This is a genomic window from Aeromonas sp. 11P (assembly GCF_051920165.1).
In the GTDB taxonomy this organism is placed as follows: Bacteria; Pseudomonadota; Gammaproteobacteria; order Enterobacterales; family Aeromonadaceae; genus Aeromonas; species Aeromonas veronii.
The window spans coordinates 2,574,093-2,589,272 of sequence record NZ_JBQBDJ010000004.1; the positions used below are offsets into that span (position 1 = coordinate 2,574,093).

Annotated in this window: 13 protein-coding genes; 6 read left to right on the forward strand and 7 right to left on the reverse strand. The window is 62.2% G+C overall.

What is annotated here, in order from left to right; translation table 11 throughout:
- Positions 1 to 102 precede the first annotated feature (102 nt).
- Together ACTG1P_RS11840 and ACTG1P_RS11845 are read left to right on the forward strand one after the other, a co-directional pair.
- On the forward strand, positions 103 to 756 hold the full coding sequence (locus ACTG1P_RS11840) for a potassium channel family protein (protein ID WP_108542397.1): 654 nt from the start codon (positions 103 to 105) through the stop codon (positions 754 to 756).
- Positions 753 to 2,108, forward strand: coding sequence for a TrkH family potassium uptake protein (locus ACTG1P_RS11845; RefSeq protein WP_278169905.1), 1,356 nt, complete (start codon positions 753 to 755; stop codon positions 2,106 to 2,108). The genes ACTG1P_RS11840 and ACTG1P_RS11845 overlap by 4 nt, the downstream gene beginning before the upstream one ends.
- A 39-nt stretch (positions 2,109 to 2,147) precedes the next feature.
- Here ACTG1P_RS11845 and ACTG1P_RS11850 read toward each other — a convergent pair whose 3' ends face one another.
- Positions 2,148 to 2,981, reverse strand: a complete 834-nt coding sequence (locus ACTG1P_RS11850; RefSeq protein ID WP_440001353.1) for a cupin domain-containing protein — start codon at positions 2,979 to 2,981, stop codon at positions 2,148 to 2,150.
- A gap of 103 nt (positions 2,982 to 3,084) precedes the next feature.
- Between ACTG1P_RS11850 and ACTG1P_RS11855 the strand changes: the two genes are divergently transcribed.
- Positions 3,085 to 3,618 (forward strand): carboxymuconolactone decarboxylase family protein, encoded by a 534-nt coding sequence (locus ACTG1P_RS11855; RefSeq protein WP_440001354.1) that lies wholly within the window; start codon positions 3,085 to 3,087, stop codon positions 3,616 to 3,618.
- 13 nt (positions 3,619 to 3,631) lie between these two features.
- The gene (locus ACTG1P_RS11860) at positions 3,632 to 4,072 is read left to right on the forward strand and encodes a DUF417 family protein (RefSeq protein ID WP_108614037.1); all 441 of its coding nucleotides are present in this window, start codon (positions 3,632 to 3,634) and stop codon (positions 4,070 to 4,072) included.
- Between the two features lie 40 nt (positions 4,073 to 4,112).
- On the opposite strand, the gene ACTG1P_RS11865 is transcribed toward ACTG1P_RS11860, so the two are convergent.
- The 3 genes from ACTG1P_RS11865 to ACTG1P_RS11875 all read right to left on the reverse strand — a co-directional run bounded on the left by ACTG1P_RS11865 (position 4,113) and on the right by ACTG1P_RS11875 (position 8,674).
- A complete protein-coding gene (locus ACTG1P_RS11865; protein WP_440001355.1) occupies positions 4,113 to 6,086 on the reverse strand; it encodes a DNA topoisomerase III in 1,974 nt (657 codons plus the stop codon).
- 67 nt (positions 6,087 to 6,153) lie between these two features.
- Positions 6,154 to 6,651 (reverse strand): response regulator, encoded by a 498-nt coding sequence (locus ACTG1P_RS11870; RefSeq protein ID WP_013724182.1) that lies wholly within the window; start codon positions 6,649 to 6,651, stop codon positions 6,154 to 6,156.
- 55 nt (positions 6,652 to 6,706) lie between these two features.
- On the reverse strand, positions 6,707 to 8,674 hold the full coding sequence (locus tag ACTG1P_RS11875; protein WP_440001356.1) for an ATP-binding protein: 1,968 nt from the start codon (positions 8,672 to 8,674) through the stop codon (positions 6,707 to 6,709).
- Positions 8,675 to 8,950: 276 nt separating this feature from the next.
- Here ACTG1P_RS11875 and ACTG1P_RS11880 point away from each other — a divergent pair, with 276 nt between their 5' ends.
- Both ACTG1P_RS11880 and torA read left to right on the forward strand, forming a co-directional pair.
- Positions 8,951 to 10,081, forward strand: coding sequence for a NapC/NirT family cytochrome c (locus ACTG1P_RS11880; protein ID WP_440001357.1), 1,131 nt, complete (start codon positions 8,951 to 8,953; stop codon positions 10,079 to 10,081).
- A 23-nt stretch (positions 10,082 to 10,104) separates the two neighbouring features.
- Entirely contained in the window at positions 10,105 to 12,585 is a 2,481-nt protein-coding gene (gene torA / locus ACTG1P_RS11885; RefSeq protein WP_440001358.1) for a trimethylamine-N-oxide reductase TorA, read from the forward strand.
- 82 nt (positions 12,586 to 12,667) lie between these two features.
- On the opposite strand, the gene ACTG1P_RS11890 is transcribed toward torA, so the two are convergent.
- The 3 genes from ACTG1P_RS11890 to ACTG1P_RS11900 are packed head-to-tail and all read right to left on the reverse strand — an operon-like array spanning position 12,668 to position 15,173.
- Positions 12,668 to 13,129 carry a hypothetical protein gene (locus ACTG1P_RS11890; protein ID WP_005339830.1) on the reverse strand — a complete coding sequence of 154 codons (462 nt, stop codon included), beginning with the start codon at positions 13,127 to 13,129 and terminating at the stop codon, positions 12,668 to 12,670.
- A 41-nt stretch (positions 13,130 to 13,170) separates the two neighbouring features.
- Positions 13,171 to 14,520 (reverse strand): sensor histidine kinase, encoded by a 1,350-nt coding sequence (locus ACTG1P_RS11895; RefSeq protein WP_005339828.1) that lies wholly within the window; start codon positions 14,518 to 14,520, stop codon positions 13,171 to 13,173.
- A complete protein-coding gene (locus ACTG1P_RS11900) occupies positions 14,517 to 15,173 on the reverse strand; it encodes a response regulator transcription factor (RefSeq protein WP_005339826.1) in 657 nt (218 codons plus the stop codon). Before ACTG1P_RS11900 ends, ACTG1P_RS11895 begins: the two co-directional genes overlap by 4 nt.
- Positions 15,174 to 15,180: the final 7 nt, after the last annotated feature.

Consider the following 15,180-nt stretch of genomic DNA (forward strand, 5'->3'; position numbering starts at 1 on the left):
GCGCAGTCTACCTCAAGTTACCCCATGACGAAAAACCCGAACCCTTTTCGTTCGAATAACAGTGGTTTACAGTAGGCGACTCCAACTGTTGAGGAAAAACTCATGAACAACCAGTTTGCCGTCATCGGTCTGGGCCTGTTTGGCAGTGCGCTGTGCGAAGAGCTGCAACAGCAAGATGCCGAGGTGCTGGCCATCGATATCGACGAGAGCAAGACCCGGCAAATCGCCGCCCTCTGCAATCACGTTATCGTGGCAGATGCCACCGACGAGGCCACCGTTGCCGAGCTGGGACTGGCCAATTTCGATATTGTCTTCGTTGCCATCGGTGACAACCTGGAGACCAGCATCCTCACTACTCTTGTCTTGAAAGAGGCGGGCGTGAAGAAGGTATGGGTCAAGGCGCGCGACAAATTCCACGCCAAGATCCTGCAGAAAGTGGGCGCCGACAAGGTAATCAACCCGGAGTGGGATATGGGCCGCCGGGTCGCCCAGAGCATGCTGGACAACCGGCTGTTCGACTATCTGGAACTGGGCCACGACATGGTGCTGACCGAATTCGTCATCGGCCTGCAATTGAACGGCAAGGCCCTCGGCGACTTCCACCTGCTGCAACAGAGCGATTTCCAGCTGCTCGCCATCAAGCGTGGTGATGTGCTGCACAACGTGCTGACCGGCAAGATGGAGCTGCAACTGGGCGACATCCTGATCCTGGCGGGCAACAAGCACGCCATCGACCACTGGCTCGAAACCCTATGATCAACTGGCGCAGCAGCTACGCCTTCGCCCTCCATCGGGAGCAGGACTCTCGCTGGAGCGAAGCCCGGCTGATCCTCGGCAGCTTTCTGATCATTCTGCTGATTGGCACCATCTTTCTGGTGCAACCCTCCAGCCACAATGGCGAGGTCACCTTCATCAACGCCCTGTTTACCGCCACCTCGGCCATCAGCGTGACAGGTCTTGGCGTGGTGGACACCGGTACCGCCTTCACCTTGCAGGGGCAGATTTTCCTGCTGATGCTGATGGAGATTGGCGGTCTGGGCCAGATGACCATGACCCTGCTGCTGATCGCCATCTTCAGCAAGCGGGTCGGTCTGCGCCAGCAGGTGCTGGCCAAGGAGGCGCTGGGACAAGAGGGCTCGGTCAACATCATCCAGCTGGTCAAACGCATCGTGCTGTTTGCCTTTATTGCCCAGCTGATCGGCACCGGCATCATGGCGATCCGCTGGGTACCCGAGATGGGGTGGGTGCACGGCCTTTATGTCAGCTTCTTCCATGCGGTATCGGCCTTCAACAACGCCGGTTTTTCGCTCTTTGCCAACAATCTCATGGACTATAGAGACGACCCCATTATCAGCCTGACCATCGCCGGTTTGCTGATCCTGGGGGGAATCGGCTTTACCGTCATCGTCGATCTGGTGCGCAACCGCCGCTGGCGCAAGCTGAAGCTGCACAGCAAGCTGATGCTGCTGATGACACCGGCGCTGCTGCTGGCCGGTACCCTGATGTTCTGGCTGCTGGAACACAATAACCCGGGCACCCTCGGCAAGGCAGGTATAGGCAGTCAGCTGCTGGCAGCCTTCTTTCAGTCTGCCAGTGCCCGTACCGCCGGTTTCAATACCATCGATATCGGATTGATGACGCCAGCGGCACTGCTGTTCCTGATGATGCTGATGTTTATCGGGGCCGGTGCCACCTCGACCGGTGGCGGTATCAAGGTGACCACCTTCGCGGTGGTGCTGCTGGCGACCAAGGCGTTTCTCACCAAGCGCCCTGATGTCACCGCCTTTGGCCGCACCTTGTCGCCCCAGATCGTGACTCGTTCGCTGGCCATCATCATCGTCAGCACCATGGTGCTGATGCTGGCGATGTTCCTGCTGATGGTGACCGAGGATCTGCCGTTCGACAAAATCATGTTCGAGACCATCTCGGCATTTGCCACCGTCGGCCTCTCTACCGGCATCACCGCCTCCCTGAGCGAGCCCGGCAAGCTGATCCTGGTGCTGGTGATGATCTGCGGCCGTCTTGGCCCGCTGACCCTGGCCTTTATGCTGGCCCGCCCGGTCGAGACCCGCATCCGTTATCCGGAAGAGAACGTCTATACCGGCTAACCAGCCATGAACACGGGGCAGCCACTGGCTGCCCCGTTTTTATTCGACTCGTTCCTTCTGTGCCTTGAGCCAGCGCCCCGGACTCACCCCCAGCTCCCGCTCGAATGCCCGACCAAAGGCAACGCTGCTGCTATACCCTGCCCCCAGCGCAACCTGCACCATGGGCTCCCCCGCCAGCAGTTGCTGACAAGCGCGCGCCATGCGCCAGCGGGTCAGATAACCGAGCGGTGCTTGGCCGACCCGCTCCTGAAACTTCGCGGCAAAGCGGGCCCGCGACATGCCGGCCTCCCGCGCCAGCGTGGCCACCGTCCAGGGTTCATCCCCGCGCTGATGCATCACCGAAATCGCCTTGGCCAACTGGGGATCGGAAATGCCCGCCAACATCCCCTGCTGGCACATCCCCTGTTCGACCAGATGACGCAGCAACAGGATCAACAGCACCTCAAGCAAGCGGGAGATCAGCGGGTCCTGCCCGTAGCGGGGGTGAAATGCCTCGTCAAACAACTGGTTCAACACTGGCGTCAGGGCAGGCAACTCCCGTAGCGGCAGCACCAGCGAGCCTGGTAATGCCAGTTGCAAAGGCGATGCTCCCCCCTTGCCGAAGGTGACATTGGCACACACCAAATCACAACCCCCCAGCGTTCTGGGTTCAAGCTTGTGAGGACGTCCCCGGGGGAACAGGATCAGGGTCGGCTCCTCGAGCAGCAAGCTGGTTCCCCCCTCTTCACGCAGCATGACGGCACCGCTGCGCAGCAGATGAAGATGTCCGCCACTCGGATAATCATCACTGGAGGAGTTCTGGCACAGGTTGCCGGCGAAGAAGATCTTGGCTTCGGGGGAGGCATGAACCAACAGGGCAGAGAGCGGATCCATATTTGAGACGAATAGTATTTATTTGCAGACGATGTGTGATAAACCGTATCACGAATGACGGCACACTGTCTCCCGTACCTTCACAAACACACAGGAGTACATCATGAGCCGTATCCAACCCGTATCTCAACCACAACCGGCTGCCGCACAGACCCTGGCCACCCTGCAACGCAATCTGGGCATGGTACCCAACCTCTACGCCACCCTGGCCCACTCGCCAGCCCTGCTCAATGGCTTCCTGGGCTTTGCCGAGGCGCTTGGCAAGGGGCGCCTCACTGCCCCACAACGGGAGTTGCTGGCACTGGCTATTGGCCAAGCCAACGCCTGCCAATACTGCCTCTCTGCCCACACACTGCTGGCGGGCAAGGCCGGATTCTCGGCCCAGGCGATCCGCGCAGCCCGACTCGGCCAGGCCTCGGCTCCCCTCGATCACGCCCTGCTGCAACTGGCAACAGCGCTGGTCAGCCAGCGCGGGGTCATCAGTGACGAGCAACTGGCTAGCGCCCGCGATGCAGGCATAGACGACGAGCTGCTGCTGGAAGTGCTCGGCCAGGTGGTGGTCAATACCCTGACCAACTATGGCAACCACCTGGCGGCGACCAAGATCGACTTCCCGCCCGTCACTCTGACCCCTTAAGCAAGGAGCCCCCATGCAGCAACATGACAAAGGCTTTCTGGTCGCCCTGGCGGGCGTGGTGTTGACCCTGCTCTGGATCGGCGTGTTCAAGTTCACCCCGACCGAGGCCGCCGCCATCAAGCCACTGGTAGCCAGCCACCCCTTGATGAGCTGGCTCTATGGCCCGCTATCGGAACAGAGCGTATCGAACCTGATCGGGCTGGCCGAGATAGTGATCGCCCTCGGGCTGGTCGCGGGTTTGTGGCAACCCCGTATCGGTTACTGGTGCAGCATGGGGGCGATCGTCATCTTCCTGGTCACTTTGAGCTTCCTGCTGACCCTGACAGGAGTCTGGAAGGTAGTCGACGGGGTACCAGTCACCGAGTTCTTCATTTTCAAGGATCTGGTGTTTCTCGGTGTGGTTCTGCACTACCAGCACAGGATCCGTGCCAGCTTGTCCACTCAGACAGCCTGACAACAATGCCTTTGGCGCCCGGGATGGGCGCCTTTTTTCGTTATGCCGCCCTGGTTTGGCGCTTGCTGGCCGTCTTGCGCGGTCGGGGCCCGCCCGTCGTGCTGGCCGCCGAACTCTTGCGCTTGGTAAAACGCCGCTTTCCGGCACCCGGCGCCTCCTTGGGCAGGGCGCTGAAGCTGGCGCCGGAGTCCTGCCGCGCCCCCTCGATCAGGCCGTTGAGCTGCTCGGTGAGCGGCCCCATAAACTGCTGGTAGCTACCGTGACGCTCGGCGATCTGGCCGAGGCTCTGCTCCCACAGCGCCGTCATATCCGGCGTGGTAGCTGTCGCGGGCAACGCCTGAACCAGCGCCCGTCCGGTCGGGGTCGCCTTGATGCTCTTGCCCTGACGCACCAGAAAGCGGCGCTTGAACAGCAGGTCGATAATGCCTGCTCGGGTCGCTTCGGTGCCGAGGCCATCGGTGTCGCGCAGGGTCTTGCGGATCTCGGGATCCTGCACATAGCGGGCGATGCCGGTCATGGCCGCCAGCAGGGTGGCATCGGTGAATGACTTGGGCGGCTGGGTCATCTTCTCCAGCAGTTCGCCCCGCTCGCACAGCAGTTGCTCCCCCTCTTTCAGGGCAGGCAGGGTACCGGCCTTCTCTTCGTCGTCATCCTCCTCCACCCCGAGCAGTGCCTTCCAGCCTGCCTTGAGGATTCGCCGCGCCTTGGCCTGAAACAGACCACCGGCGATGCGCAGCAGCACCTTGCTGTCGTTGTATTCGAACGGGGGATAGAACTGCAGCAGGTACTGGCGGGCAATCAGACCATAGAGCTTCGCCTCGTCGGCCCCCAGCGTAGCGGGATTGCCCTGCTTCTCGGTGGGGATGATGGCGTGGTGGGCATCCACCTTGCTGTCGTTCCACGCCTTGCTGCGGATCTTGCCGTCCGCCTCGCTCAGCGCCTTGGCCAGCGCAGGCGCCGTGGCGGCGATGGCGCCACGCACCTGCTCGGCCCGCTTGAAGTGATCGGTCGGCAGATAGCGGCTGTCGGAGCGCGGATAGGTGATGAGCTTGTGACGCTCGTAGAGGCTTTGGCAGATGTCGAGCACCCGCTTGGCATCCATGCCGAAGCGCTTGGCGGCATCGATCTGCAGGCTGGAGAGGTTGTAGGGCAGCGGTGCTGCCTGCTTGCGGGCCTGCTCCTCCACCGATTCGACCTGAGCGGGTTGACCGTTGATCCGGCTCACAACCTTGTCGGCCAGCGCCCGGTTGAGCACCCGCCCCTCCTCATCTTGCCACGGCAGGCAGGCTTCGGACGGCAGCCACTTGGCGGTGAAACGCTCGTTGCTATCGGTCAGCAGATGGGCCAGCACCTCGTAGAAGGGTTTAGGGACGAAGGCCTCGATCTCGAGATCCCGCCGCACCACCAGCCCGAGCAGCGGAGTCTGCACCCGGCCAACCGAGAGCAGCTCGCTGCAACCGGCCTTGCGCCCGAGCAGGGTATAGGCGCGGGTCATGTTGATGCCGTAGAGCCAGTCGGCCCGACTGCGAGCCAGCGCGGAGACCGCCAGTGGCACAAACTCCTTATTGTCCCGCAGCTTGTCGAGGGCGCGGCGCACCGCAGGCGGGTTGAGATCGCTGATGAGACAACGCTGCACCGGCTTGGTTTTCGGGTAGCCGAGAAAGTCGATCACCTCGTCCACCAGCAACTGCCCTTCCCGGTCCGGATCACCGGCGTTGACCACGCAGTCGGCCTGCTTGATCAGCCGCTTGATGACGGTGAGCTGGGTTTTGGTCTTGGGCTTGGCTACCAGCTGCCACTGGGCGGGGACGATGGGGAGATGCTCCATTCGCCACTGCTTGAAGGCGGCGTCATAGGCATCGGGCTCGGCCTGCTCCAGCAGATGGCCGATGCACCAGGTGACCACATCCCCCTGGGCTGTTTCGATAAAACCGTCGCCCTTCTTGTGGGGCTTGGGCAGGGCATCGGCAATGGCGCGGCCCAGCGTGGGCTTCTCGGCGATAAAGAGTCGCATCGGTGGCTACCTGCAATACTGTATATGCAGACAGTATACAACTGCCACCGCGAAAGCCCAACTGCCCCTATTCGTCGAACGGGTGATCGTGGATGGCGGCAAACAGCCGCGCCTGATTGAGCAGCGGCGCATAGTGGAAGGCATTCTCGCCATCTTCCGCCAGCAGGTAGTCGGTCAACTGTTCGCGCACCGCCTCTTGCAGGGTCTCCAGCTTCCACGGCTTGGCAAGGTAGTAGTGCAACCCGCCACGATTGACTGCCTCGACGGTCGCTTCCAGCCCCGCTTGCCCGGTCAGCAGCAGTTTGCGGCTGGCCCGGGTGGTGGCACGCCGGTTCAGCTCCACCAGAAAATCGACACCCAGGGTTCCCGGCATGATGTGGTCACAGAGGATCAGCGCCAGCTTGTTGCCGTCGCTCTCCCACTCCTCCACCACCGCACGCGCCTCATCGACGCTCTCGGCCGCCTCCAGTTCGAAGTGGGAACGGAACGGGGCGAGATCGTGGATCACCGCATCCAGTACCTCCCGCTCATCGTCCACGCACAGGATCAGATAGTGTTTGTTCATTGCTCCTCCTTGGCGACATGGTTTGGCACGCCGCGCGATTGATGCTGGCGACTGCTCAGGCCGCATGCTCCTTGTTGTGGTGAGGCTCGCCCCCGTAACCGGCCTGCCCCATGCCGTCCAGCGGCAGACAGACCCGCATCCGGGTGTAACGGCCCGGCGCCGAGGCCACCTCAATCCGGCCGTGGTGCTGCTGAACTATCTGCAGCGAAACGCTCAGACCGATACCGAGGCCGAAATGTCCCTCCCGCTTGGTGGTGAAGTTGAGATCGAAGATCCGCTGCCACAGCTCGGGCTCGATGCCGCAACCGCTATCCTCGATCTCCACCATGACCCACTCGGGATCCAGCAATCCGGTACGGATGGTGAGTCGCCCCGGGCCGCTCATGGCATCCAGACTGTTGGCGATCAGGTTGGTCCACACCTGTTGCAGGGCGATGGGGTGACAGCGCACCAGCGGCAGCGGCTGGTACTCCTTGCAGAGCTCATGATGCTTGAGGCGGTTTTCGAAAATCATCAGGGTATCTTCCAGCCCCTCGTGCAGGTCCACCAGCGAGGGCTCGTCCCTGTCCTGCCGGGCATACTGCTTGAGGCTCTTGACCAGATCGCCGATGCGGCGGGCACACACCTCGATATTGCGCAGGAAGCTGCCGGTCAGCTGGAACAGCTCCAGCCGGGCGAGCAGCGCCTCCCGCTCGTCGGCAGTGCGGCTGGCAAACCAGCGCTGCCAGTTCAGCTCGTCATCCAGATTCATCTGCACCGCCAGCCGCGCCTGCTGGCGATCACCAAAGCGCCCCTCAGCCTGCCGGGTCTTGTCGCGGATCTCGCTGGTCGAGACCGGCTGGGAGGAGAGCGCCTGACAGAGGGTCTGGTTGCCCAGACCCTTGATGGGAGCTGGCAGCTCGAGATTGACCAGATCGGGGATGGCGGCCCGCAAGGTCTCGCTGCCACGGATAATGGCCGCCACCGGGTTGTTCAGCTCGTGGGCGACACCGGCCACCAGTTGACCCAGCATCGCCATCTTTTCACTCTCCACCAGCTGGGCGTGAGCGGCATCGAGGGAGTTGAGGGTCTGTTGCAGCCGCATCTCGGTACGGATGCTGTTTTGCAGGCGGCGGTTGAAGTGGCGCAGCAGCAGGTTGGTAAAGGAGGGGAGCAGTTCGCTGCGCGCCTGCATCACCCGGGAGAATTGCAGCTTGTCGAGCTTGATCACCTCGGCACCGGTCAGGGTCACGCCGGTGGTGAAGGCGGGTTCACCGGTCACGAAGGACATACCCCCCACCAGCGAGCCGGTGCGGTAGTGCACCACCTCCTGATCGATCCCCTGCTCGTCCCGCTTGCGCAGCACCACCTCCCCCTTGGCGATAAACCAGAGGAAGCTGTTGGACTCCCCCTCGCGGGTCAGCACATGGCCCGGGCTGTAGTGGCGGCAGACCCGCTCCTCGTCATTGCCCTCGAAAAACTGGTAGAGGCCGTCGATCACCACCCGCGACAGCTCTTCATCGCTGCAGTGGGTGTAATCCATAAAGCCCTGCCGATAGGCTGCCAACTGGCGTTCGACATGGGCTCGCAGCAGCTTCTGGTTGTCGAGCACGGCGGCATAGCTCAGCAGATCCGCATCGGGACGCTGCAATACAAAGTGGCTGGCCTGCTCGATCACCGCCCGGCGCAGGCTGCCATCGCGCCAGGGGCGTTGCAGGTAGTAGTCGAGACGACCGAGGTTGACCGCCTCGATGATCGATTTCATCTCCGGCTGGCTGCCGAGCAGGATCTTGCGGCACGCCTCGTGACGGCTGCCGAGGCGGATCAGAAAATCGGCCCCTCTCCCATCCCCCAGCTCGCTGTCACACACCACTACGGCGGGTGGCTGCCCCTTGCGATCCAGCTCGTCCAAGGCCAGCTCCGCCGACCCCTGACCGACCACCACCACCAACGCGAAATGGCCGAGCAGCGGGGCCAGCTCCTGTTCGAATTCGGCCAGCAGTTGCACGTTGGCGGCGACACACAGCAGTGAGAAAGGGCTCATCGGCGACACTCCGTTGTGGCTCACTACTCACTATATCAACTAATCTTGTGGGGTTTTGCGAGGGGGCTAACAGCTGTCGTGGAAAGTTTGCGAATAGATAAATCAGCAATTTACTGAATAAAATTCGATTTATACTTCAAAAAAGAAATAAAAGACAAAGTGTGACAACAATCAAAAATATAAATAATGATAAAGGTCAACGCCTTACCCCTGTCATTACTACTACTATTGGGCTAGTACTATGTAGGTAATTATTGACCGTAGGAAAACGCCGCCATGATTGGAAAACTGATAAGAAAAACCTGGTTCTGGCTCCTGCTGCTCGGGGCCCTGCTGGGTGTCGCGGCAATGGGTGTCACCGTGACCGTGCTGCACAAGACCAGCTCCACCGAATTCTGCGTCTCCTGCCACTCCATGCAGACTCCGCTCGCCGAGTATCAGGGCAGTGTCCACTTCCAGAACACCAAAGGGATCCGCGCCGAGTGCGCCGACTGCCACATCCCGGGCAACCCCACCTCCTACCTGTGGACCAAGATCCGCGCCGTGAAGGATATCTATCACGAGGCGATCGGCACACTGGATACCCCGGAAAAGTATGAAGCCCACAAGCTGCGGATGGCCCAGTCCGTCTGGGACGAACTGAAAGCCAACGACTCCGCTACCTGCCGCAGTTGCCACAGCTACGAGGCGATGGACATTCTGGCCCAGCGCCCCAATGCCCGTGCCGAGCACCCGGTCGCCATCAAGGAGGGCCAGACCTGTATCGACTGCCACCGTGGTGTCGCCCACATCATGCCTGACATGAGCGGCCTGGCTGCCGCCGGTGCCAGCGAGCTGGCGCAGGCTGCGGCCCAGACTCCGGCCAATGTCACCACCCGTTACGCCATCGCCACCACCCCGCTGTTCCTCGATGCCGCCGCCAAGACCGACGAAGGCACCCTGATGCCCTCCACTAGGGTGGAAGTGCTGGCCAACGAAAACGGCCGCGCCAAGGTGCAGATCGAAGGCTGGCAACAGGATGGTGTGAGCGAAGTGTTCTACGCCGCACCGGGCAAACGGATCCTCAGCGTACTGGTCGGCGATGCCGCCAAGAAAGCACTGGTCACCGGCCAGAGCGAAACCGACAGCGCCACCAACCTCACCTGGCATCAGGTCAAGCTGACCGCCTGGGTCGACCAAAGCCAGCTTATCGGCGATCAGGGCAAGCTGTGGCAATACGCCTCCACCCTGATGTCCAACAACTGTACCGGCTGCCACGGCCTCACCGCGCTGGAACACTTCAATGCCAACCAGTGGATCGGCGTCATCAAGGGGATGGAATCTCGTACCTCCCTGACCCCGGAACAGGCTCGCATGTTGACCCAGTATGTCCAGAAACACGCCAGTGACATGAGCGCGGCCCACTAAGGCTGGCACAGAGGATAACCGTTATGACTTTTTTCAATGACAAGAAGACCAATCTGTCCCGCCGCAACCTGCTCAAGGGGCTCGGCGCCTGCGCAGCCCTGCCCCTGCTCGGCGGCATTTTTCCCAAGAGTGCGCTGGCACAAGCCATCAGCACCGCATTGAGTCAGTTCCCGACTCTGGTGCCCGCCCAGAAGGGCATTCTGACCGGCGCCCACTGGGGTGCCTTCGAGGCGATCGTCGAAGATGGTCGCATGGTGCGCGTCCAGCCGGTAGCCGATGATCCGGCGCCGAACGATCTTATCGACATGGCGCCGTTCCAGGTGCACGCCAAGAACCGCATCAAGTATCCCATGGTACGCAAGAGCTGGCTGGAGCACGGCCCGGGCGCCAAGCCCGAGCTGCGCGGCGCCGACGAGTGGGTGCGGGTGAGCTGGGAGAAAGCCATCGAACTGGTGGCCGGTGAAATCCAGCGCGTGCAGAGTGACTTCGGCCCGCAGGCGATCCACGCCGGCTCCTACGGCTGGAAGAGTGTCGGCATGTTCCACAACAGCCGCACCCTGCTGCACCGCCTGATGAACCTCTCCGGCGGTTTCACCGGTTATGCCGGTGACTACTCCACCGGCGCGGCCCAGGTGATCATGTCCCACGTGATGGGCTCCATCGAGGTGTACGAGCAGCAGACCGCTTGGCCCAACGTGGTCGAGAACGCCGAACTGGTGGTGCTGTGGGGGGTCAACGCTCAAGTAACTCTGAAGAACAGCTGGAACATGCCGGATCACGAAGGTCAGGCCGGCTTCATGGCGCTGAAAGAGAAGGGCACCCGCGTCATCAGCATCGACCCCATCTACAACGAGACCGCCAAGCTGGTCGGCGCCGAGTGGATTGCCCCGAACGCCTACACCGATGTGGCCATGATGCTGGGTGTGGCTCACACCCTCTACAGCGAGAAAAAGCACGATCAGGCCTTCCTCGATCGCTACACCGTCGGCTTCGACAAGTTCCTGAACTACCTGCTCGGCAAGGATGACGGCCAACCGAAGAGCGCCGAATGGGCGAGCACCGTCTGCGGCGTCGATGCCAAGGTGATCCGCCAGCTGGCTCTCGACATGGCCGCCAAGCGCACCATGATCATGGCCGGTTGGGGCATGCAGCGTCAGCAGCACGGCGAACAGCCGAACTGGATGCTGGTCACTCTGGCCTCCATGCTGGGCCAGATCGGCCTGCCGGGCGGCGGCTACGGCTTCAGCTACCACTACTCCTCCGGTGGCAGCCCCACCGCCAAGGGCGGCATTCTGGCCGGTATATCCGCCGGCAACGCACCGAAGAACAGCCCGGCACCGATCCCGGTGGCCCGCATCGCCGACTGTCTCGCCAATCCGGGCAAGACCATCGACTTCAACGGCCGCAAGGTGACCTATCCGGACATCAAGCTGGTCTACGTGGCAGGCGGCAACCCCTTCCACCACCATCAGGACACCAACAACCTGCTGCAAGCGTGGCGCAAGCCGCAGACCGTGATCGTCCACGAGCCCTACTGGACCGCCACCGCCAAGCACGCCGATATCGTGCTGCCGGTCACCACCAGCTACGAGCGCAACGATCTGGAGATGGGTGGCGACTACTCCCAGCGCTATGTGTTCCCGATGCACCAGTGCGTGCCGCCCCAGCACGAGTCCCGCAATGACTTCGACATCTTCAGCGCCATCGCCGCCAAGCTGGGCGTGCAGGAGCAGTACACCGAAGGCAAGGACGAGATGCTGTGGCTCAAGCAGATGTACGACGGCATGGCGGCGCAAGCCCGTGGTGCCCGCGTGGCGCTGCCGCCGTTCAACATGTTCTGGGAGTCCAACAACTACATCCGCTTCCCGATCCCCGAGGCCAACCGCCAGTGGATCCGTCACGCCGATTTTCGCGAGAACCCGCTGCTCAACCCGCTCGGCACCCCGTCCGGCAAGATCGAGATCTTCTCCAACACGGTGGCGGGGATGGGTTACGCCGACTGTGCCGGCCATCCCAAGTGGTATGAGCCCAAGGAGTGGGTGAAGAGTGAAGTGGCGGCGCGCTATCCGCTGTCGCTCAACACCTCCCACCCGACCCAGCGGCTGCACTCCCAGCTCGACAACACCCCGCTGCGGGACAAGTTCGCCATCGCCGACCGCGAGGCGATCATGATCCATCCGCTGGATGCCAAGGCTCGCGGCATCGCTCAGGGGGATCTGGTGCGCGCCTTCAACGAACGCGGCCAGATTTTGGTGGGCGCCCTGCTCTCCGAGGATGTGCGCCAAGGGGTGGTGCGGATCTGCGAAGGGGCCTGGTACGACCCGGCCAAGCCGGGCGAAGCGGGCAGCATCTGCAAGAACGGCAACGTCAACTGCCTCACCTTCGACGAAGGCTCGTCCAGTCTGGCGCAGGGCAACTGCGGCCACATGGCCCAGCTGCAGATCGAGAAGTACACAGGCCCGGTGCTGGCCAACACCGCCCACGCGGTACCGGCCAACGGCTAAGGCTATTGCCACCCAATCAAAACGGCGCCATCAAGGCGCCGTTTCTTTATCTGTCTGCCAAAGCGCAGGCATGGGGATGGGTTTAGAACTCCCCTTCCTCCATATACTCCTGCGCGCACTCCACCAGTTGTGGCCACAGCTCTTCCGGCACCCAGGCGTCCGGGTCATCTTCGTCCCCGTCGTACTGGCTCCAGAAATAGCGGCGCAGGCCAGAGGCAAACTCGTCGCTGATCTCGGCCAGCTCCGAGAGCGGCCCCAACCAGGCGATGCGACGCAGGCCGGAGGCGAGATCGTTGATGGCATCCATCAGGGTGCGATCGTCGAAGCTTTGCTCCACCAGCAGGGTGAAGCGCTCGCGCGCCTGCTCGGTCTGCTCCTCGTCCAGCTCGCCCACATCGGCCAGCAGGTCGACAAAATCTTCCAGAAGGAACGCGATCAGGCCATCCCTGTCTTCAAACCACTGGATCTGGGCGCCCTTGACCCCCAGTACAGAGGCATCAAACGAATCGTCAAGGTGACACAGTGCCCACGGATCGTCGGTCATGCTTCTCTTCCTCAGGCTAAAACAAATGCCATATGTTATGCCTAGCTCTCGACTCTTGCCACCTTGGGCAACGAGAGGGAGGCGGCCAGACCGCCCAGTTCGGCGCGGCCCATGATGAAACTGCCCCGATAGGCTTCCGCCAGATCGGAGACGATGTTGAGACCCAAGCCCGAGCCCGGCACCTTCTCGTCGAGCCGCACTCCGCGCAGCACAGCTTTGGCGATCTGATCCTCACTCATGCCGGGGCCGTCATCCTCGATGCGTAAGGTGATCCAGCCCCCCAGCTCGGCGCTGGAGATACGCAGCTCGCTGGCGGACCACTTGAAGGCGTTCTCCAGCAAATTGCCCACCATCTCGTCGAAGTCCTGCTCCTCCACCCCGACCGCCAGATTGGCGGGCACTTGCAAGTCCACCGTCTTGCCCGGATAGAGGCGGGAGAAGGCGCGGCAGATGTACTCCACCCGCGCCCGCACCGGCGTCGAGACCCCGAGGATCTTGGCGGCGCCGGTCACCCGCGCCTTGCCGAGGTGATAATCGATGTGGCGCTGGATCTGGTCGAGCTGCTCGCCGATGGCAGCCTGATCTTCCGGCGGCAACTGGGCCACCTGATTGCGCATGATACTGAGCGGCGTCTTGAGGGCGTGGGCCAGATTGCCAGTGTGGGAGCGCGCCCGCTGCAGCAGCTCGCCGTAGTGGTGCAGCAGCCGGTTGATATCCTCCACCAGCGGCTGGATCTCCAGCGGATAGCGCAGCCGGAACCCCTCCTGATGACCCTCGTGAACCCGCCCCAATTCGCGGCGCAGCAGGTGCAGCGGCCGCAAGCCGTAGACGATCTGGAACATGAAGCCGAGCACCAGGCCGGCGGCAGCAAAGCCGAGACCGAGGAACAGGCTGATGCGGGTCTTGTTGAGGGTCTGGGTCAGGGCGCTACTGTCCTTGGCCATCACCAGAGTGAAGACCCGATCCGAACCGGGCAGCAGCACGGTGCGGGTCATGATCAGCAGCGGCTCCTTGTTGGGCCCCTTGCCGACGAAGAGGTCGGGATCGCCAAACGCCGACTTGAGGCCGTCGCTCTTCAGGTTGGTATCCCACAGGGAACGGGAGCGCCCCACCACATCGCGGCCCAGCTCCAGCTGCCAGTAGTAGCCGGAGTAGGGTTGATTGAAGCGGGGATCGGAGAGGGAGCCGGTGACCACCGGCAGGCCGGTTTTGGCCACTTCCAGCCGGGAGAGCAGATCATAAAGCTGCAGACGCAGGCCGTCGGCTTCCGCCTCCTGCCAGTAGTTGCGCATCATGGTCTGCAGGCTGAAGCCGGTGGCGAACAGAAACAGCCCGCACCACACCAGCGCGATGGCGACCAGTCGCCCCCGCAGGGTTCTCACCAGCCTCATTCGTTAATCCGGTACCCGAGGCCGCGCACTGTTTCAATCAGATCGGGGTTGGTTTTCTTGCGGATCCGGCCGATGAACACCTCCACGGTATTGGAGTCGCGGTCAAAATCCTGAGCATAGATGTGGTCGATCAGCTCGCTGCGTGATACCACCTTGCCCCTGTGCTGCATCAGATAACCGAGCACCCGGAACTCGTGGGCGGTCAGTTTGATGGGAGTCCCTTCATACCACACCTGCGACGCAGCCATGTCGAGCCGCACCCCACCGATCTCCAGAATGGAGCTGGCGTTACCCGCCGCCCGGCGCACCAGCGCATGAACCCGCGCCACCAGCTCGGCCACCTGGAACGGCTTGGTCAGGTAGTCATCGGCACCGGCGTTGAGCCCCTCGATCTTCTCGTGCAGCTGGCCACGGGCGGTCAGCACCAGCACCGGGGTATCGATCCCCTTGCTGCGCCACTCCTTCAGCACGCTCAAGCCATCGCGCCCCGGCAGGCCGAGGTCGAGAATGATGGCGTCGTAGGGTTCGGTCTCGCCGAGGAAACCGGCCTCGTTGCCATCGTGGCAGAGGTCGGTGACAAAGCCGGAGAGGCGCAGCTGTTCGGCCAGCTGGCCAGCCAGAATTTTTTCGTCTTCAACAATCAGAATTCGCATGAACAGG

Coding starts and splice junctions, on each gene's coding strand:
- ACTG1P_RS11840 (WP_108542397.1), top strand. CDS start 103: ATGAACAACCAGTTTGCCGTCATCGGTCTGGGCCTGTTTGGCAGTGCG.
- ACTG1P_RS11845 (WP_278169905.1), top strand. CDS start 753: ATGATCAACTGGCGCAGCAGCTACGCCTTCGCCCTCCATCGGGAGCAG.
- ACTG1P_RS11850 (WP_440001353.1), bottom strand. CDS start 2,981: ATGGATCCGCTCTCTGCCCTGTTGGTTCATGCCTCCCCCGAAGCCAAG.
- ACTG1P_RS11855 (WP_440001354.1), top strand. CDS start 3,085: ATGAGCCGTATCCAACCCGTATCTCAACCACAACCGGCTGCCGCACAG.
- ACTG1P_RS11860 (WP_108614037.1), top strand. CDS start 3,632: ATGCAGCAACATGACAAAGGCTTTCTGGTCGCCCTGGCGGGCGTGGTG.
- ACTG1P_RS11865 (WP_440001355.1), bottom strand. CDS start 6,086: ATGCGACTCTTTATCGCCGAGAAGCCCACGCTGGGCCGCGCCATTGCC.
- ACTG1P_RS11870 (WP_013724182.1), bottom strand. CDS start 6,651: ATGAACAAACACTATCTGATCCTGTGCGTGGACGATGAGCGGGAGGTA.
- ACTG1P_RS11875 (WP_440001356.1), bottom strand. CDS start 8,674: ATGAGCCCTTTCTCACTGCTGTGTGTCGCCGCCAACGTGCAACTGCTG.
- ACTG1P_RS11880 (WP_440001357.1), top strand. CDS start 8,951: ATGATTGGAAAACTGATAAGAAAAACCTGGTTCTGGCTCCTGCTGCTC.
- torA (WP_440001358.1), top strand. CDS start 10,105: ATGACTTTTTTCAATGACAAGAAGACCAATCTGTCCCGCCGCAACCTG.
- ACTG1P_RS11890 (WP_005339830.1), bottom strand. CDS start 13,129: ATGACCGACGATCCGTGGGCACTGTGTCACCTTGACGATTCGTTTGAT.
- ACTG1P_RS11895 (WP_005339828.1), bottom strand. CDS start 14,520: ATGAGGCTGGTGAGAACCCTGCGGGGGCGACTGGTCGCCATCGCGCTG.
- ACTG1P_RS11900 (WP_005339826.1), bottom strand. CDS start 15,173: ATGCGAATTCTGATTGTTGAAGACGAAAAAATTCTGGCTGGCCAGCTG.